Source organism: Vibrio profundi, from assembly GCF_005281835.1.
In the GTDB taxonomy this organism is placed as follows: Bacteria; Pseudomonadota; Gammaproteobacteria; order Enterobacterales; family Vibrionaceae; genus Vibrio; species Vibrio profundi.
Genome location: NZ_RZIS01000003.1, coordinates 274,577 through 293,443, shown reverse-complemented (window position 1 = coordinate 293,443; position 18,867 = coordinate 274,577). Strand labels below are relative to the sequence as shown.

The following is an 18,867-nucleotide window of genomic DNA, read 5'->3' as shown; positions in this document are numbered from 1 at the left end:
ATGTCAATTTGACCTTATGTTTATTCTCTTATGATAATTGGCCGAGATTTTCACTAACGATGATTCTTTGACCATTCAATTATTGAGCATGAAAACCTTTCGTTATAAAACCAATAGACAAACTTAATATATGAGCAAAGTTTACTTTTGATTCAATTACCTACATTGCACGAACGATGCCAACTTTAAAAAGCCCGTCATTCCTAGATTCACTATAAATTGATTTAGATCAAACAAGTCTTTTCGACCTTTATTTAAAGTCATAAAGACACTACCATGTAAGAAAAACGAGAAAGGGTTTCGCATGCAAGACATTTCAGCATCCACTTTAATGGAAATGACCATAGGATTAGCCAGTGGCTTAAATGACCAAGACCGCTTCAATCGCCTTATCGATGCTATCCGTAAAACCATAACGTGCGATTGCGTGGCTCTTTTGAGCTTACAAGGTGACACATTGGTACCCATCGCTATGCAAGGCCTAAGCCGCGACACCTTTGGTCGCCGGTTTGTAATTGCTGACCATCCTCGCTTTGCTGAAATCTGTGAGTCTCGCACGCCAGTTCGATTCGACTCTGACAGTTCACTACCCGACCCTTTTGATGGCTTACTGATCGACCATGATGGCGACCTCCCAATGCATGCTTGTATGGGGCTACCGCTTTACTTCGGCGACAAACTGCTTGGAGTACTTACACTCGATAGTTTGACTCCAGATGTTTTCACACAAATCCCTGCACGAAGCTTAGAAGTTTTGTCCGCGATCGCGGCTTCAAACATGCAAATGGCGCTGACCTTTTCTCAACTTGAGCACCAAGCAAAGCAATCCAAGCGCCTACTTGAAGAGTTAAATGAGGAAGCGTGGGAGCGTGAAGGCGGTGAGTTGATTGGCAAAAGCTCTAGCATGTTGGCACTAAAAAGCGATATTGAAGTAGTTGCGCCTTCCGAATTCAATATCCTAATTCACGGTGAAACTGGAGTTGGTAAAGAGCTCGTGGCACGTACGTTACACCACCAATCGCAACGACGCCGTAAGCCACTCGTCTACGTTAACTGCGCAGCCATTCCTGAAAACTTAGTAGAAAGTGAATTATTTGGTCACGTGCGCGGCGCTTTTACTGGTGCAGACAAAAACCGCCTAGGTAAATTCGCGTTAGCCGACGAAGGCACACTATTTCTCGATGAAATCGGTGAACTTCCATTAGCTGCACAAAGTAAATTACTGCGCGCTTTGCAAAACAACGAAATTCAGCCTGTAGGCCAAGATAATATTCAAACGATCAATGTACGAGTTCTTGCGGCGACGAACCGCGACCTAAAACAAGAAGTAGAAGATGGGCGTTTTCGTGCCGACCTTTACCACCGATTGAGTGTGTACCCTATCGCTGTTCCCGCACTCAAAGATCGTGAAGACGATATCAGTTTATTAGCGGGTTTCTTCCTTGAACAAGCCCGTAGAAAGCTCGGGATCAACCAAGTTAAGTTCCGCTCTGATGTGCTTTCTTTCTTAAACCGATATGGCTGGCCGGGTAATGTGCGCGAATTGGAGCATGTGATCAGTCGCTCCGCACTTAAAGCCTTGGCACGTAGCACTAACAAAGACTTAGTGACGATTACCAAAGAAGACTGTGGGCCATTAGAACAAGATCAACCGAGCATCACGCTTACTAACGATGTTAGCCAAGTGGCTCAACCGAATATCGACCTAAGCCACGGTTTACGAGAAGCTACTGAGGATTTCCAACGCAACATCATCGTAGAAGCACTTGAACAGGCGGATTACAATTGGGCTCAGGCAGGAAGAGTGCTAAAAACCGACCGAGCTAACTTAACCCGCTTAGCCAAACGATTAGGGCTGAACGTATCAAAAACACATAAAGTAGAAAGGCTTTAACTAACAAGTTACGCAATAGACCGGATAAATTTCAAATCTGTTACATTCAATTTGCGGTGTTACGAGCATCTTAGGCAACTTGTGTATATAATGCCGCGAATTGTTAAACCTATTTTAAAGATGTAGAGATAATTATGAAATTTGTACGCTGGTTTCTAGGCCGTATCATTTTACTTCTGAACTTCGTTTTTTCTCCTCGCGGAGTAAAGCGTTCTCAAGAAGAGCAAACTAAAGTAAACCAACTTGCTGAAGGCCACGCTCTATACCAATTCGAAGCGTGCCCATTTTGCGTGAAAGTACGCCGCGCTATGAAGCGTCAGTCTGTGAACTTTGAGCTGCGTGATGCAAAAACAAACCAGACTCACCGCAGCGAGCTTGAAGCTGGCGGTGGCCGCGTAAAAGTGCCATGCCTACGCATCGAGAAAGACGGTAAGACTGAGTGGATGTACGAATCTTCAGACATCGTTGCTTACCTAGAAAAAAACTTCGCTTAAACGTTCACCGCGCAAGTGAAGGAAATCGTAATATAGCTAAGACGAGCTCAACCAGCTAAACATGGTTACGATATCAAATTAGTAAAAATCCCTCTAATTAGAGGGATTTTTTATTCCTATAGTGTGCAGCCATCGCCTACAAACACTAACGATAGCCAATTAATCATCGATTATGCCGGCTTGCCTCCTCGGCTCCAGAAATACCCTTTTCCACTTAACTGAAGCTCAGATAGTGATTCTGCGCCGTGTTCTGAAATAGATTGAGTGACTGGAAAAGCCGATGCCAAAGACATAACGAGTAACGCAAGTAGGCTATATTTTTTCATTTAAGACTCCATTCTTTTTGCACGTAAAGATGCGACAGGCTTTCGAGTTAACGTGTCACGATCAAAATCACTTCAGCGCGACGATTGCAGGCTCGTCCTTGTTTGGTCATATTGTCACAAGCTGGGACGTACTCGCCGTAGCCACGAGTATAAATCGTATTGCTACCAACACGCTGTCTTTCAAGGTGCGTTTTGATTCGCATCGCCCTTTTCTCAGAAAGCACATCGTTAACGGCATAAGAACCCGTACTATCGGTATGCCCTTCCACCACTATTTCTACGTCACTACGTTTAGAAAGGTAATCGCCAAGAAGATCTAACCAACGATTCGACATCGAAGACAAGCTTGATGAGCCAGTATTGAAGTTCACATGTTCAGTGAGCTTGAGCATAACGTGCTCGCCGGGAATACGCTCATAATCGATACGATGCTGCTGCAAAAATGCCTCTAGCGCATCGTTCATTGGAATGGTTTTACCAAAATTGGTCGCGATAACGGGTTCGGCCACCACATTCTTAGGCTGTTCGACAACGCCCCAGTCAGGGTTAGCGACTTCAAAATCAGATTTGGGAGCGGTATCCAGCATGTTTTCAGGCTGTAAAAGCTGACACCCTGACAACGCTAAGCTCAAAATTATTACTGCATACTTCATTGATTCACCAAGTTACGTATTCGATATCCTGCTCGACTATTATTTTTATCGGCATTATTTATATAACTTTAGCTAATTTAACGCCTTCCGAAACAAAAAGTGTTCAAGATCACACTCTAGAATCCCCAATTCCAACATCGGCTTAATGCCCTAGGTATTTGCATTAATTTACTTTATTAGACTTTGCCAATATCGATGAAATGGTTAGAATCACTCGACTTCTAAATATAGAGTAATCAAGATGTTTAAAACGATTTCAAAACTTGCAATGACTGCATTCGCACTTCTGATCCTTGCTGGGTGCAGCGAAAGCAATGAGCCTCAATTAGGCAAGCAATACCAACGTGTTCCTGTAGATTTAACAGAGTTTGGATTGGCTCCTGTAACGGAAATTTTTTCACTCAACTGCGGCCACTGTCGTAGCATGGAAAGCTCGATTCCTGAGATCGAATCATTAACGAACCAGAAGATGGGCAAAGTCCACGTTACGTTTAATGAAAGCGCACAAATCAGCGCGATGATTTTCTACACTGCGGTAATGCAGTTGAACGACACGCCAGATCACGCGTTTATGGAAGACTTGTTCGCTGCGGTTCAAATGAGCGGAGACGCAACACCAGAACAACGCCAACAAGAATTAGACGAAGTATTCGAGTCACGCGGCTTAGTCAGCCCTTATCAAATCAATAAAGAACAACAGCTGGAGCTATTTGAGTACATCAAAAAAGCTGAAGAGATTTCTGTTCAAGGTCAAATCAATTCTGTACCAACATTTATCATCAATGGTAAATACCAAGTACTCACGGCCGGCCATCAAGATGCTCAAGGCATTGCCAACACTATCAATTACCTACTATCACAGCCTTAATCGGTTTGGGTAGTTTTTCATTCATCACTTAGGTGTCATTCATGAGTAAATTTGTTTTTCCAATTATCATCTTCATCCTTGCTGGTTTCTTTATTTACCGCACATGGAATAACCATAAAGCGGCCGATGAAAACTACGAAAAAGGCCAAGCATTCCTTGCTGAAAATGGTCAACAGGAAGGGGTAATTACCACAGGCAGTGGTCTTCAATATCTAGTATTGGAAGAAGGAACGGGAACAGTTAAGCCAACGGCAAGCGATCGCGTAAAAGTGCACTACCACGGCACGCTAATCGATGGCACCGTTTTCGATAGCTCTGTTGATCGCAACGAACCTATCGTATTTGGCGTAAAACAAGTAATCAAAGGCTGGCAAGAAGGCCTTCAGTACATGGTTGAAGGTCAGAAGATTCGTTTATTTGTACCAAGTAACTTAGCTTACGGAAAAGGCGGTACAGGCCCTATTCCACCAGCAAGCACGCTAATTTTTGATGTTGAATTAATCGAAATCCAATAATCACTCGTTAGCATTACGCTTCAAGACCTTTCAGGTCCTAAATACAAAACGGCCATAAGCAAATTGCTCATGGCCGTTTTTAATTGTGCCTAATTGTTTTCAGTCGGCTGAGTTATCTAACCGCGCTCACATCTAAACCCGTTTCACCCAGCTTGGTACCACCCTTTGTAACTCGAACGCCATTACTTTCATTCCAAACCGACTGCAACGCTGAAGTGACATCTTTATCGTTCATATGCGCGATATGGAAATCAAATAGCATAACTTCATCAGAGGGCTGTAAGTACACTTTGTGATGCTGAATTGCTTCGACGATATCTTGAGCTTGTTGCTCTATGCTAGGTTGGTTTTCTACCATCTGCACTCGAAGCTTCGTAACATGCGCTTCAAACTCTTGTCGAGATACGCCCATGCTTACAAGGTTTGTCAGTGTTTGTTTTAATACTTTAAAACCAGCTTCCACATCTTGCTCTGACGCCATGGTCACTGTTGTCGACGTCAGTAACTGATGATCAAACAATTCTGATTCTGACGTGTTTACTTCTGAAACCATTAACTGGTTGCTCTCAAACGCTTTATTAAGTCGCTCCGCTAAAACGCTACGAGCAATGTCTCTGGTTAGCTTCTCGCGACGCGCTTTTTTGCTGTCTTCAGTATCTTGTGTCGACAACACTGAAATTGAAATGACTTCCGGTAGTGCTTCTACTTGCTGCGCTACACTCACCACATCAATGCTTTTCTCAAGGTTTGATACTTGTGCTGCACGGTCTAAATCAATGAATTCAGACGTCGAGAACTGCTTAAGCACTTCACGCTTAACTTTAGACACGTTAATGTCACCAACGATAACTAACGATGAGCTTTCCATTTCCGTTAAGTTCGCTTCACGTTTAAGCTCATCACTTAATAACGCCAACGTTTGAAATAGTTCGGTTTCACTTTCAGGTGAAGCGTTGAAAGCTGTAAGTTTCGCTCCGCTGTCTAAACGGATTTCGATGCCTGATTGTTCCGTTGGCATCAACACGTAACGGAATCCATTATTTAATACCGAGGTGCTCATTTGACGAGGTAGCATCAAATCCGAACGCGGGAACCAGTTATCATTAGTTAACTTTGCCGAAACGCTTGGCACAGAAAGGCACGAAGCAACAATCAGCACGCTAAATGCTTTCTTGATCGTATTCAGTGGCAATGTCAGAGGTGATGTAGAGATAGTGTTAAGCATGCGAAACCTCAATAAGGTCAAATAATGGATTCAATAAACAGCTTGTGTATATACTGCTTTTTAGCGTTATTTGTTATTGAAGATGGCTGCTAGCCATTCCGTGTAAAATTTGCGAGGTCCATGTTTGCTCCTCTTCACAAAAGCGCGAGGGCAAGGGCAATAACTTCAGAAATGAAGCTTCACAAGGGTAACGTGCATCTTATAAATTTGGCGTGATGATATATTGTTCTGGTGAATATATCAACAGATCGAATCACAGAGAATAGAAAACCCAACACAAAAGACTTTAGTTCAGCGAATATCATAGGGTTAGCTTCTGAGATAATTATCTGAAACAAAACATATGCATAGCTACTCTTAGCGAGGCCATTTGCCCACGTCTACTATTTGGATAGATTCATCAGTGGACGGATTCCAACATGTTTAGCAAAGTCATCACTATCGTCATTAGCCTCGCGTTAATGATACCTACAATGCTGCCCGCAGCACCCGACCCAGACAAAAAATCCTATATTGTCGTTCTAAAGAAATCCAACGATGTTAAAAACACCGCTGACGACGTAGAAAGAAACAATAATGGCCGCGTTAGGCACATGTACCGGAAAGTATTGAGAGGATTTTCAATCGACCTCCCTGAACGCGCAATGCGTCGCCTACGTAACGATCCTAGAGTGGCCTATATTGAGCCGAACATTACGTTGTCCATAGTGGATACCCAGCCAATTCCGCTTGGGCTGCAAAGAATCTATGCCGACCCAACCAATTTGAATATTGATGGTTCAGAAGACAATCCCGTCGATGTGGATGTCGCAGTATTGGATACCGGTATCGACTTCGATCACCCTGATCTCAACGTAGTCGCGGGAACCAACTGCTTGTATTACACAGGCAACAACCCGCGCAGACGTGTATATCACTGTGACAGCGATTTAGGGGGGGATGATGATCATTACCACGGTACCCATGTGGCCGGTACCATCGCAGCAAAAGATAATAATTTTGGTGTCGTAGGTGTGGCTCCTGGCGCTCGTCTTTGGGCAGTCAAAGTTCTTGATGCCAGCGGTTCAGGTTCCCTAGCGGGAATCATCGCAGGTATCGATTGGGTTGTTGAACAAGGTAATATCGAAGTTATTAACATGAGCTTGGGCGGTGCTGGAGCTAGCAGCGCTATGGACGACGCAATAGCCAATGCTGTCGCGAATGGTGTGACAGTGGTTGTGGCAGCCGGCAACAGTAATTCAGACTCATCGGGGTTCACTCCCGCCAATTCACCCGGTGCCATCACGGTATCTGCACTCGCCGACTTCGACGGTTTAGCTGGAGGCCTGGGTTCACCAACCTGTCGCCTCGATGTTGATGACACTCTCGCAGATTTCAGTAATTGGGGCTCAATTGTAGACATAACAGCGCCCGGCGCCTGTATCTACTCTACCTTCCCAATTGAACAAGGCGCTTACGCCACCATTAGTGGTACTTCTATGGCAGCACCACATGTTGCTGGAGCCGCCGCTCTACTCGCCAGTAATGGTGATTCCAACATCACTCAGACTCTATTAAGCACAGGTAACTATGATTGGGTCGACGATTCTGGTGATGGAATAACTGAGCCTTTATTAGATATTTCTGCTCCCGTGTTTATCCCAACATTTGTCGAGCCCAATGTAGGTACACCACCTGAAGCTAGCTTCGTCTTTAATTGTACCGACCTACAATGCTCTTTTGATGCAGCATCCTCTCAAGATGATGGGGGAATTGTTTCCTACGAATGGAATTTTGGGGACGCCAACACGGGCAGCGGAGAGCAAGTAGCTCACAACTTTAGCCAATCAGGAACCTATTCTGTAACATTAACTGTCACTGATGCTGACAATAACCAAGACAGCATCATGCAAGATATCACCGTAACAGAAGGTGTTGTTGAGGAAGTCTTATCTGGAAGTTCCAAAGTCACCAAAAATCGCTGGAAAGCGACCGTGACCAGTAACCTCGACGAATTGGACGGCACATGGTCTGCTTCTGGTAGAGCGAGATGTAGTGCCAATGAATGTACTTTACGTAGAATTAGAAACAGTGTGCCAAGTGTCACTTTCACATCATCTTACTCAGGCGAGCAGATCACCGTCTACAAGCCCTAACCTTTTTAATTTTAAATCATAACCTTCTATTTGAAGTGAAGACTTTCTAACCGTTCTAACATCTAAATAGCTAGGCTAGCCGTATTGGCAGCCTAGCGTTTTCTTACAGAGGATCTAAGGCTGCTACCGAAAAACTTATAAATCTCTAGCAGCTTTCCCCGATCAACGTCACCAGTAATCTCAAAAGTCCAAAATCATTAATTCAGCGAAATTACTAGACGACTGGTCTAGTGGAGATTATAGTAGCGCCATGAATACGAAAACTCATGATACTCGCCAGCACATTTTAGATGTGGGATACCAACTGATCGTTGCCAAAGGCTTTACGAGCGTTGGGCTTTCACAGCTATTGAAAGCGGCTGATGTGCCTAAAGGATCTTTTTATCACTACTTCAAATCTAAAGAACAATTTGGAGAAGCGTTAATTGCCTATTACTTTGAACAATACTTAGCTCGACTAGACGAAGCGTTTAATCAAACTGCAGGTACAGGTTACCAAAGGCTTGTCGGCTACTTTAGCCGCTGGTTAGTTTTCGATGATGGTCAATGCAATGCTCATAAATGCCTAGTAGTAAAACTTAGCGCGGAAGTATCTGACCTTTCAGAACCAATGCGTGAAGCGCTATTAAGAGGTGCAAACCAAGTAACGGCAGCCATTGCAGAGTGTATTTACAAAGGGGTTCAAGACGGTTCAATTAAGCAACAAGACACACAAAACGCTGCTAAGAGTCTTTATTCTCTTTGGCTTGGGGCAAGCTTACTGAGCAAATTGGCTCAAGATGTCTCTAGCTTAGAGTTAGCCCTTGAAACGACTCAAGGCCTTTTATCCGTTAAAGAATAATAGATAGAGAACCGTACAGCGGTTCTGTGTGGGGAACATCTATCAGCTTAAATGTGTTCAAGCTGATTAGGACTCTTTACCAATCTAAGTATTGTTACGACTAACAAAGTTAAAATTCCGCCAATGTCTCGACCTTGGCGTTTTTTAGAAACAAACACTAGACGACTGGTCTAATAATAAATATCAGTCTATTACAAATTGAGGAATCACCAATGACCAACCTACAAAACCGCCGCGTCGTACTTGCATCACGCCCAGTCGGAGCCCCTACTCAAGAAAATTTCCGCATCGAAGAGGCGAACATCCCGCAAATCGGTGAAGGCGAAATGCTATTACGCAGTGTCTACCTTTCATTAGACCCATACATGCGTGGACGAATGAGTGATGCAGCGTCATACGCTGACCCTGTGGAAATCGACGAGGTAATGGTTGGCGCTACAGTGTGCCAAGTAGAGCAATCTAACCACGCTGATTTTCCGGTGGGAGAATGGGTTTTAGCTTACACAGGTTGGCAAGATTACGGCGTATCGAACGGTGAAGGGCTGATCAAACTTGGTCAAAATCCGACTCATGCATCATACGCTCTCGGAATTATGGGCATGCCGGGCTTCACGGCGTACATGGGTTTACTCGACATTGGTCAACCAAAGGCAGGCGACACTCTTGTTGTGGCAGCCGCGACTGGCCCTGTAGGCGCGACTGTTGGTCAAATTGGTAAACTAAAAGGCTGCCGTGTGATTGGCGTAGCAGGCGGTGAAGAGAAGTGTCGCTATGCAAAAGAAGTACTCGGCTTTGACGAGTGTATCGACCACAAAGCAGAAGACTTCGCACAGCAGTTAACCGCAGCCTGCGACCAAGGCATTGATGTGTACTTCGAAAATGTGGGCGGTAAAGTTTTCGACGCAGTCATGCCATTACTTAACACAGGCGCACGTATCCCTGTGTGCGGTTTGATTTCTCAATACAACGCGACTTCCCTTCCAGAAGGCCCAGATCGTATGTCGAGCTTAGTCGCTACATTGCTAATTAAACGCATCAAAATGCAAGGCTTTATTATCTTCGACGATTACGCGCACCGTTACCCAGAATTCGCTCAACAGATGACCCAATGGTTAGCTGAAGGCAAAATCAAATATCGCGAACATTTAGTTGAAGGCCTAGAAAACGCACCAGAAGCATTCATGGGGCTACTAGAAGGCAAGAACTTCGGCAAATTAGTGATTCAAACTAACCTTGCGAAATAGGAACCAAATCATGATTACTTTGCATCACTTAAATCAATCTCGTTCAAAACGCATTATCTGGCTACTTGAAGAACTAGGGCTAGAATATGACATTAAGCCGTACCAACGTGACAGTGTTACTTTTCTCGCGCCGCCTGAGCTTAAATCGATTCACCCACTTGGTAAATCACCTGTAATCGAAGACCAAGGTTTAGTGATTACTGAATCAGGCGCGATTACTGAGTATTTGATCGAAAAGTACGGGGCTGACAAATTTGCACCGAAGCGCGGCACACCTGAATATGTTGAGTATTCACAGTGGCTGCATTTTGCAGAAAGCTCAGCAATGCTTCCCCTTTTACTGAAAATGTTCGTGGCTAAAGATGGTTGCGAAACCAATTTCTTGGGTGGCTACGCTGATTCAGAAACGATGAAAGTCATGGGTTACGTAAACGAATCTTTGAAAGGTAAAACTTACTTAGTTGAAGAGCGCCTCACTGGTGCTGACTTTATGATGTCGTTCGTTGTGGAAATACTGCAAAACAACGGAGCCATCAGCGCGTTTGAACATATTGAGCGCTACGCTCAGCAGCTTGAAACTCACTCTGCTTTTCACAAAGCAAACGAAGTAGAATCTGCATACGCTAACTAAGTATTATCCGTTACAACTATACCCAGTATTGACTCCATTTCCTTGATTCAATACTGGGAATCCACTTCTCGCCACAACATCGCCATCGCTTCATCAAACAGATAAAAATAGATAATCAAGCCCAAGTATTCCTCTCGTTTACATACCGCTAATGCCACTTCAGCCGCTTCTAAATGCGGGTAACCGTAAACCCCACAAGATATAGCGGGGAACGCTATCGAGCCGCATTGGTTTTTTAGCGCTAGCGCTAGTGCGTTCACATAAGCCGACTCCAACAAGACTTTTGGCTCAGGCACATTCTCGTATACAGGACCTACAGTATGAATCACATAGCTCGCTTGTAACGCCCCTGCTACAGTCAGCCTTGCTTCTCCTGTCGGGCACCGTTCACCGTTTACTTCAGGGACTTGTAAACATGATTGCTTAAGCTCAGGTCCTGCTGCACGATGAATAGCACCATCAACCCCGCCACCACCAAGCATTCTGGGGTTCGCCGCATTAACAATGGCATCGACTCGCGCCGTCGTGATGTCACCTTGTACTATGATTATATTGCTCATGATTGCTTGTTCTCCCGCACTTACTGCGCTCATGCTTTATCTAGTATTGGTGATATCCGGTTAAAGATCGGCCATTAACAAAAATATAATTAGTAATATTCAACGTGTATTCCTAAACCAAACCCATTGAAAAATAATTTTTACTATACATTTGGAAAATAAATTAACTCGGTTAGCTTGCTATTCGCTTAACTCACCCCAATAACTCAAACAGAGCCGACACTTTCATCTTTTTCTCGGCAAACATAAGGCAGATATATGCAGGCAAGTACATCCCAAGAACCCAACTCCGAGAGCCTAAACGCGGTGCCGGAGAAGAAAGGTAAGAACCTGACCATCTTGTTTGAACTCTTCCAGTTTGTTCGTCCTTACAAAGCGAAAGTCGCCGCTGCATTAGTGGCGTTGATCTTCACTGCAGCTCTGACGTTATCCGTCGGCCACGGCGTTCGTATCCTTATTGACCAAGGCTTTTCGCAACAATCACTCAGTGACTTGGGCAGTGCAATTCAGTTCATCCTTGCCGTTACCGTAATGATTGCGATCGGTACTTTCTTCCGCTTCTATTTGGTTTCCTCTGTTGGCGAACGAGTCAGTGCAGACATCAGGCTCGCCGTGTTCAATCACGTTATTACTTTGCACCCCAGCTACTTTGAAACCAATGGTAGCGGTGACATCATGTCTCGTATCACGACCGATACAACGCTACTGCAAAGTATCATAGGCTCGTCTTTTTCTATGGCGATGCGCAGCGCTCTCATGTGTATTGGCGCCGTCATAATGCTGTTCGCAACTAACATTAAACTCACGCTGATTGTGCTTGCCTCCGTTCCATTTATTCTGGTGCCAATTCTTGTGTATGGTCGACGCGTCCGTGCCTTATCACGTAAAAGCCAAGACTCTATGGCAGATGTAGGCAGCTATGCAGGTGAAGCAATTGAGCACATTAAAACTGTTCAAAGTTATAGCCATGAGGAACAAGAGCGTCTCTCGTTCTCAAATGAAGTAGAGAAAGCCTATGAGATTGGCCGCCAGCGCGTTAAGCAACGTGCGATCTTAATTTCAGGCGTCATTGTGATCGTGTTCAGCGCGATTGCCGGAATGCTATGGGTTGGAGGTAGCGATGTTATCAATGGCACCATGTCGGCGGGTGACCTTGGTGCGTTTGTGTTTTACGCCATTATGGTCGCTTCCTCATTAGGGACCATTTCAGAAGTGCTCGGCGAACTACAACGCGCTGCGGGTGCAACTGAAAGATTGATTGAGATCCTACAAGTAGAAAGCCACATCGTCGCACCAGTAGAAAACCCTATCTCGCCTAAATCCTTGTCGGCTGAAGTGTCGTTTAATGATGTCACTTTCCACTACCCTTCAAGGCCGGATCAAGCAGCCACAGAGCATCTAGCGTTAACAGCCGAGGAAGGAAAAGTACTCGCGCTCGTTGGGCCGTCCGGTGCGGGTAAAACAACCTTATTCGAACTGCTACAACGTTTTTATGACCCACAATCAGGTAGCGTAACATTAGGCGGTATCGACCTACGTAAATTTGATCCAAATGAGTTACGCCAACAAATGGCACTTGTGCCTCAACAGCCAGCGCTATTTAGTAATGATGTCTTCCATAACATCCGCTATGGCACACCGGATGCGACCGACGAACAAGTGATTGAAGCCGCGAAAAAAGCGCATGCTCATGAGTTTATTTTGAACCTCCCTGAAGGCTACAACAGCTTCTTAGGTGAGCGAGGCGTTCGCCTTTCTGGTGGTCAGAGACAACGAATTGCGATCGCTCGAGCGATCTTAAAGGATCCCAACATACTATTGTTAGACGAAGCCACCAGCGCGCTAGATAGTGAAAGTGAGCATCACGTACAGCAAGCGCTAGAAGAGTTAATGAAAGGAAGAACCACATTGATCATCGCGCACCGTTTATCGACCATAAAACACGCCGACCAAATAGCAGTACTGGATCAAGGCCGTCTGGTAGAAGTTGGTAATCACCAATCACTTTTGGAGAACTGCGAACTGTACCAGCGCTTAGTCGAGCTTCAGTTTAAACACATGCACAACTAGCACAGTGTCACTGGCGGCCTCTAAAGGTCCTCGGTCATATACGCAACAAATCTTGGAGCCCTTTAGCTAGGGCTTTTTAATATACGTAACCTCAGTTTTAACGACTTTACGCTTCCAACAATCTCACCTCGATTCTCCTCAACTCAGCTTACCATTACTGATTTTCTCAATAATGCTTTCTTTTCCGCGCTGTGTTCCCTAGGATCACCGCTCTTATAGATAACATAGTTAATTGTCGATGCCTTCTTCTACCCTTAATCTTGTCCCTGTGGGCTTAAGATACATGCTAATTTCTGCGCTTGCTTTTGCGCTTATGTCGAGCTTTGTAAAGTTAGTCAGCACCCACGGAATTCCCGTTTTTGAAATTGTTGCAGCCAGGGCATTAGTGTCGCTCATCATTAGCTATGTCGATGTGAAACGTAAACGTATTTCGATTTGGGGCAATAATAAAAAACTATTATTCGCGAGAGGCTTTACTGGCTCACTCGCCCTAATGTGTGTTTACTACGCCGTTGCTACTTTGCCTTTAGCCGAAGCGACAATTTTGCAGTATCTGCACCCAGTTTTTACCGCTGTATTGGCATTGGTCTTCTTACGCGAACGCATTCAATTCTCAACCATGATTTGCATTGCATTCTGTTTATCCGGCCTTTATTTGATCGTTAACCCAGGTACCACATTCGGCGGAGCAAATGACCTACCCTTTATTAGTGTGACAGCAGCTTTGCTAGGTGCGTTTGGTAGTGCGGTAGCATACGTGATCGTCAAAAAATTAAGCAACACGGAAGACAGCTCAGTCATCATCTTCTACTTCCCACTGATCGCACTGCCAATTTCGCTGATTGCGCTTGGTAGCGACTTCGTAATGCCAAACTTTGAAGCGTTTGTATTACTGCTGTTTGTTGGCATTTTTACGCAAATCGGCCAAGTCGGTCTGACGAAAGCAATGCAAACTGAAGTCGCAAGTAAAGCCACCGCCTACTCCTATATTCAGGTGGTGTTCTCTATTATTCTTGGTTGGCTAATGTTCAGTGAAATCCCATCCGCTTGGACGTTGGCTGGTGGTAGCTTGATCATTGCGGGCGCCCTCATCAATGTGTTTGGCGGAAGAAAAGCCAAGCCTACTCCCGCGAAAAGCTAACGTTACTTGTCTCGTACAAAAAAAGCCGACTCAATCGAGTCGGCTTTTTATTATCGCTAATGCTGAAATCTTACAAACCTTGAACGTACTGAGCGTTAGTACGAATTTCCACTAACTGATCAAGTTGTTGCTGAGAACCTTCAACGCCATTCAGTAGGCCTTCAAAGTGTTTAATCAACTCGACCTTATCTTGTTCTTCTTTTGAACCCGCACCGATGTTAGTTAAATCAATGAAGAATTCATCAAATAAACCGGACAGATCATTAACCGCTTCATAGTTTAAGAACTGCTCATGGTTGTAGATACTTGGATAACCACCTTTCTGCTTATCAACCGCAAACGAGATGCCTTTCACATTCGTAATGGTGGTAGCTTTCTCACACTTAAGCATACAGCCAGCTTCAATGCTCGGCTTGTTACAGCCCACGGTTCTTTGGAAGAAACACTGGCGGCTTGTCATCATCAAGATCGGGTGGTAAATGCTGTAGAACAACTTAAAGTTTTCAGGGCGTTTTATGTGACGAATTTGGCCTTTGTTGATCTCGTTTGAGATAAACGCGCCAGCACAGTTTAGCTCTTCTTTAAGTGTCACTAACGCGTGTGAGTTAGTCGTATTCATAAATGGACCCGCAACCCATTCAATACCCATCTCATACGCTTTATAAGCAATACCCGTGTTGTTGGTCACAATACGCTGTGGTTTTACTTCTTCAAGGATACGCACGGCTTCATCGTAGTCTTTGCCAATCAGTACCGCTGGGAACCAAGGGATCAATCGAGGGTTCTCAGACAAGATATCAATGTACTTGTTACAACGCTTCTTGAAGCTTTCTGGCAGTTTGAAGTACACATCTGCATCCGTCACGTCACACAAGTGAAGGTCTTTCACGTCGGCAATAAGCATTGAAAGCGTTGGCGTTTCATTTACTTTTGGCTGTTGCTTCGGCGCAGGCACTTCAACATGCTTAATTACTTTTACCGAGCCATTCAAGATGAAATCAATCTCATCTTTGATATCCGATACTTCTCGTAAAGGAAGCGCCAAACCATCTTCCATAGCATCGAAGTTATGCCCTTCTAAGCTATGTACCGAGCTCTTAACCGATTTAAAACGTTTCTTAAGCAGATCTTGAGTCAGTGCTTTTTCTTCGTCTTCAACCAGTAGTGAGTTAGATTGAACAACGATTGGATCTTTATCAGACAACACCGTTACTGTTAATGGCTCTCCTGCTTTTGCAGCAAAAGCGATCGTCACTGGTGTTTTACGGATATCGAGAAATTTGATTTTCTCGCGCATTTCATCCCCAAGCACATCTTTCTCGGCATGCAGGTGCTCTGTCACTTCTTGGATTTGCACAACAGAGATTTGCTCTGCTTTTTCAGACGCTTTTTCTGAAGCTTGTTCCACTGCATAGTTGATACTGTTATCGCGCGGATTATCGATAAACATATCTTTCGTTAAGTTGCCTTTTAAGAAAGAATTCGTGAAATCTCGGTTGAATACTTTGTGTAAGTTCGAGTCGTCTTCAAGCAGCAAACCACTTTCTACAAAGCTATCAATTTGCTTTCTCCACGTATCAACCACGGTATACACATAGTGTGCACCTTTGATACGGCCTTCAACTTTCAGGGAATCTACTTTCGCGTCCACGAGTTCAGGTAGATCATAGTAGGCAGAGTTGTCTTTTAAGTTTAGCGGGAAGCGGTTGCCAGCTTCTGTAATTTCGTACTCATCACGACACGCTTGGCTGCATCGGCCACGGTTACCCGAGTTACCTACACTTACAGAGCTTGAATAACACTGACCAGAGAATGCAATACACAGTGCACCATGAACGAACACTTCAGTAAGCACGTCTACATCATGTGCCACTTCCGTCAAGGTTTTGATTTCTTCAAGGTTCAGCTCGCGCGATAAGTTAACGCGTGATGCACCAATCTTTGATAGGAACTTGATTTGACCTTCGTTATGCGTTGTTAGCTGTGTAGACGCGTGTACATCTAACGTTGGGAAGTGCTTTTTAACCAAATCGAACAAACCAAGATCTTGCACAATGATGCCATCTACTTTGGTGTTCACAAGCTGGTTCAAAAGTTTAACGATGTTTTTGATCTCGTGTTCTAATAGCACAACATTCAAAGTTAAGAACACTTCACAGCCGTACTCATGAGCTAGGCGAATAACGCCATTCAGTTCATCTAAGGACAAATTGGATGCTCGGTTACGAGCGTTGAAGGTATCCAAGCCACAATAAACTGCATTCGCTCCGGCAACGATAGCCGCTTTAATGGCTTCTACATCACCACCAGGGGCCAATAACTCAATTTTTCTGCTCATTTTTGAAACCGCTCACTTGCTAAACTTATAATATTTTTTGAGCGCGTATTCTAACGACATCACTAATTCATTACCACAGCTCAAGCTTTTATTGACCTGAATCACAATAATAATTATAGAAATAGAGTTAGAAAACCGTCACTTACTTCAAGCGAGAACATTATGTCATTACCTATTTTATATTCTTTGCGCCGCTGCCCTTACGCGATGCGTGCTCGTATGGGGTTAATTCTCGCAAAACAGCCGGTATTGCTACGTGATATCGTCACTCGAAATAAGCCTCAAGAATTATTAGACGCCTCACCAAAAGGCACGGTGCCTGTGTTAGTGCTCAGCAATGGGCAAGTAATTGAACAGAGTTTAGACATTATGAGATGGGCACTGCAATTAAACGATCCCGCAAACCTTTTACGCAGTGAACAGCCAGAGCTTGCGGGCTCGATACAGCAATTGATCGCGTTAAATGATCAGAAATTTATTCCAAACTTAGAGCAGTACCGAGCATCAATGCGCTACCACAACGATGACCAAGTTCAACGCCGTGAAGCATGCGAATCCTTTATTAGACCGTTAGAAGAAAAGTTGAGAAACCACACTTATTTGTTTGGCGATACCCCTAGCCAAGCAGATTTCGCCCTCATGCCTTTCATTAGCCAGTTTGCTCGCGTCGACAAAAAGTGGTTTGTGCAGTCTTCATACGTCAACTTAGGGAAATGGTTAAAAGCACATTACGAAAGTCCGCTATACACAAAAGTAATGAAGCAATACCCACAGTGGATAGAAACTAAAGAAGAGTTTTTGTTCGAGTAGCCATTGTTATCGTACCTGTCCTAAGCAAGGTATCGCGATTGGGTTCGCGTTACCTTTCTATTCACGTGACCCTGCACTTTGAATTCATTAGTAGTTAGGGTTCAAATCAATATACAAGCGCAGCATATCTTTGTGCTGGATACCATTTTCAAAAATTGGCTCCGAGTAGTTATCCAGAAAGTAATCTTTGATTACCGATTCCACTCTAAAGCCGAGGCGTTGATAGTAAGTTAGCTGGTAGCCAAATGAGCCAGTCCCTAGCTCAACCCTGCCTATTTGTTTTTCTGCCAGTTCTATTAAGCAGAACTTTAGCAGCGCAGAACCGACACCATGTTGCTGATACTCTGAAAGCACAGATACGTTAAATACTTCGGCGGTATGTGAAGAATCCTTTTTACTTTGATCCAAACAATTGACCACACAAGCGCCAACGACCTTTCCCTGATATGTGGCGACAAAGCACCACGATCCATCAAGATAAGATTTGATACTGGCTTGAGATGGATCGGCTTCCAGCAACAGTTCCAAAGGCACTTCTTCTGAGGAAACCTCACTTAAGGCCACATCACGTATAACATCATTCACTATGGTAAATCCCGTAACTTTCTGGCTGGGTTTCCGGCGTAAATCCCTTTTTCTGTAATGTCTTTTGTGACGACGCTACCTGCTCCAATCACTACGCCTTCGCAGATACTCACAGCCAATACCGTTGCGTTTGAGCCTATTGTAACGCCGTTAGCAATATTGGTTCTTCCCCAACTATTTGGATCAGGGTCGGGATACCCTTCTTTAAACAAATCATTAGCAAACATAACGCCATGGCCAATGAAGCAATCCTGACCGATGTTCACAAACTCACAGATAAAAGTATGAGACTGAACTTTTGTTCGCGCGCCTATGCGGCTATTCTTTTGAATCTCTACAAATGGCCCGATAAACACATCATCGTCTAACTCACAGCCATATACATTTGATGGTTGGATGATCGTGACGTTCTCGCCGCAATCCACATCCACTATTTTCGCTTCTATCACTCTTGGGGTTGCCATTAAGCCTCCGTGATTACTTTTAAAACAGTGACATACAAAAAGTGCCCAATACTAGGGCACTCTAACTTAATTC

General features: G+C 44.3%; 18 protein-coding genes. 11 read left to right on the top strand and 7 right to left on the bottom strand.

The genetic code is table 11. The features are described 5' to 3' along the window. The first annotated feature begins 304 nt into the window (after positions 1-304). Together norR and ELZ11_RS10125 are read left to right on the top strand one after the other, a co-directional pair. Positions 305-1,894 carry a nitric oxide reductase transcriptional regulator NorR gene (norR, locus tag ELZ11_RS10130; RefSeq protein ID WP_137357287.1) on the top strand — a complete coding sequence of 530 codons (1,590 nt, stop codon included), beginning with the start codon at positions 305-307 and terminating at the stop codon, positions 1,892-1,894. 134 nt (positions 1,895-2,028) lie between these two features. Further along, positions 2,029-2,388: a glutaredoxin family protein gene (locus ELZ11_RS10125; RefSeq protein WP_137357286.1), complete on the top strand. Its 360-nt coding sequence runs from the start codon at positions 2,029-2,031 to the stop codon at positions 2,386-2,388. Between the two features lie 170 nt (positions 2,389-2,558). On the opposite strand, the gene ELZ11_RS23790 is transcribed toward ELZ11_RS10125, so the two are convergent. Both ELZ11_RS23790 and ELZ11_RS10120 read right to left on the bottom strand, forming a co-directional pair. Then, complete coding sequence (locus ELZ11_RS23790) at positions 2,559-2,714, bottom strand: hypothetical protein (RefSeq protein ID WP_167494658.1); 156 nt, start codon at positions 2,712-2,714, stop codon at positions 2,559-2,561. A 47-nt stretch (positions 2,715-2,761) separates the two neighbouring features. Beyond that, positions 2,762-3,367: an OmpA family protein gene (locus ELZ11_RS10120; protein ID WP_137357285.1), complete on the bottom strand. Its 606-nt coding sequence runs from the start codon at positions 3,365-3,367 to the stop codon at positions 2,762-2,764. Between the two features lie 241 nt (positions 3,368-3,608). Between ELZ11_RS10120 and ELZ11_RS10115 the strand changes: the two genes are divergently transcribed. Continuing rightward, a complete protein-coding gene (locus ELZ11_RS10115; RefSeq protein WP_137357284.1) occupies positions 3,609-4,235 on the top strand; it encodes a thiol:disulfide interchange protein DsbA/DsbL in 627 nt (208 codons plus the stop codon). 41 nt (positions 4,236-4,276) lie between these two features. Next, the gene (gene bamJ, locus ELZ11_RS10110) at positions 4,277-4,750 is read left to right on the top strand and encodes a BamJ family beta-barrel-assembly machinery protein (RefSeq protein ID WP_137357283.1); all 474 of its coding nucleotides are present in this window, start codon (positions 4,277-4,279) and stop codon (positions 4,748-4,750) included. A 112-nt stretch (positions 4,751-4,862) separates the two neighbouring features. On the opposite strand, the gene ELZ11_RS10105 is transcribed toward bamJ, so the two are convergent. Further along, entirely contained in the window at positions 4,863-5,975 is a 1,113-nt protein-coding gene (locus ELZ11_RS10105; protein WP_137357282.1) for a hypothetical protein, read from the bottom strand. A gap of 419 nt (positions 5,976-6,394) precedes the next feature. On the opposite strand from ELZ11_RS10105, the gene ELZ11_RS10100 reads away from it, so the two are divergent. From ELZ11_RS10100 to ELZ11_RS10085, 4 genes are all read left to right on the top strand, one after another. Next, entirely contained in the window at positions 6,395-8,110 is a 1,716-nt protein-coding gene (locus ELZ11_RS10100; protein WP_137357281.1) for a S8 family serine peptidase, read from the top strand. A 250-nt stretch (positions 8,111-8,360) separates the two neighbouring features. Continuing rightward, positions 8,361-8,951 carry a TetR/AcrR family transcriptional regulator gene (locus ELZ11_RS10095; protein ID WP_137357280.1) on the top strand — a complete coding sequence of 197 codons (591 nt, stop codon included), beginning with the start codon at positions 8,361-8,363 and terminating at the stop codon, positions 8,949-8,951. Positions 8,952-9,163: 212 nt separating this feature from the next. Next, the gene (locus ELZ11_RS10090; protein WP_137357279.1) at positions 9,164-10,195 is read left to right on the top strand and encodes an NADP-dependent oxidoreductase; all 1,032 of its coding nucleotides are present in this window, start codon (positions 9,164-9,166) and stop codon (positions 10,193-10,195) included. A gap of 10 nt (positions 10,196-10,205) precedes the next feature. Further along, a complete protein-coding gene (locus ELZ11_RS10085) occupies positions 10,206-10,826 on the top strand; it encodes a glutathione S-transferase family protein (protein WP_137357278.1) in 621 nt (206 codons plus the stop codon). 47 nt (positions 10,827-10,873) lie between these two features. On the opposite strand, the gene ELZ11_RS10080 is transcribed toward ELZ11_RS10085, so the two are convergent. Then, positions 10,874-11,386 carry a macro domain-containing protein gene (locus ELZ11_RS10080; RefSeq protein ID WP_137357277.1) on the bottom strand — a complete coding sequence of 171 codons (513 nt, stop codon included), beginning with the start codon at positions 11,384-11,386 and terminating at the stop codon, positions 10,874-10,876. A gap of 258 nt (positions 11,387-11,644) precedes the next feature. Here ELZ11_RS10080 and ELZ11_RS10075 point away from each other — a divergent pair, with 258 nt between their 5' ends. Both ELZ11_RS10075 and ELZ11_RS10070 read left to right on the top strand, forming a co-directional pair. After that, on the top strand, positions 11,645-13,456 hold the full coding sequence (locus tag ELZ11_RS10075) for an ABC transporter ATP-binding protein/permease (protein ID WP_137357276.1): 1,812 nt from the start codon (positions 11,645-11,647) through the stop codon (positions 13,454-13,456). Between the two features lie 238 nt (positions 13,457-13,694). Continuing rightward, the gene (locus tag ELZ11_RS10070) at positions 13,695-14,597 is read left to right on the top strand and encodes a DMT family transporter (protein WP_137357275.1); all 903 of its coding nucleotides are present in this window, start codon (positions 13,695-13,697) and stop codon (positions 14,595-14,597) included. Between the two features lie 70 nt (positions 14,598-14,667). On the opposite strand, the gene ELZ11_RS10065 is transcribed toward ELZ11_RS10070, so the two are convergent. Then, complete coding sequence (locus ELZ11_RS10065; RefSeq protein ID WP_137357274.1) at positions 14,668-16,935, bottom strand: peptidase U32 family protein; 2,268 nt, start codon at positions 16,933-16,935, stop codon at positions 14,668-14,670. A 162-nt stretch (positions 16,936-17,097) separates the two neighbouring features. Between ELZ11_RS10065 and ELZ11_RS10060 the strand changes: the two genes are divergently transcribed. Further along, entirely contained in the window at positions 17,098-17,745 is a 648-nt protein-coding gene (locus ELZ11_RS10060; protein WP_137357273.1) for a glutathione S-transferase, read from the top strand. A gap of 87 nt (positions 17,746-17,832) precedes the next feature. Here ELZ11_RS10060 and ELZ11_RS10055 read toward each other — a convergent pair whose 3' ends face one another. Beyond that, positions 17,833-18,309 (bottom strand): GNAT family N-acetyltransferase, encoded by a 477-nt coding sequence (locus tag ELZ11_RS10055; protein WP_137357519.1) that lies wholly within the window; start codon positions 18,307-18,309, stop codon positions 17,833-17,835. Positions 18,310-18,329: 20 nt separating this feature from the next. Further along, entirely contained in the window at positions 18,330-18,794 is a 465-nt protein-coding gene (locus ELZ11_RS10050; RefSeq protein ID WP_137357272.1) for an acyltransferase, read from the bottom strand. Positions 18,795-18,867 lie beyond the last annotated feature (73 nt).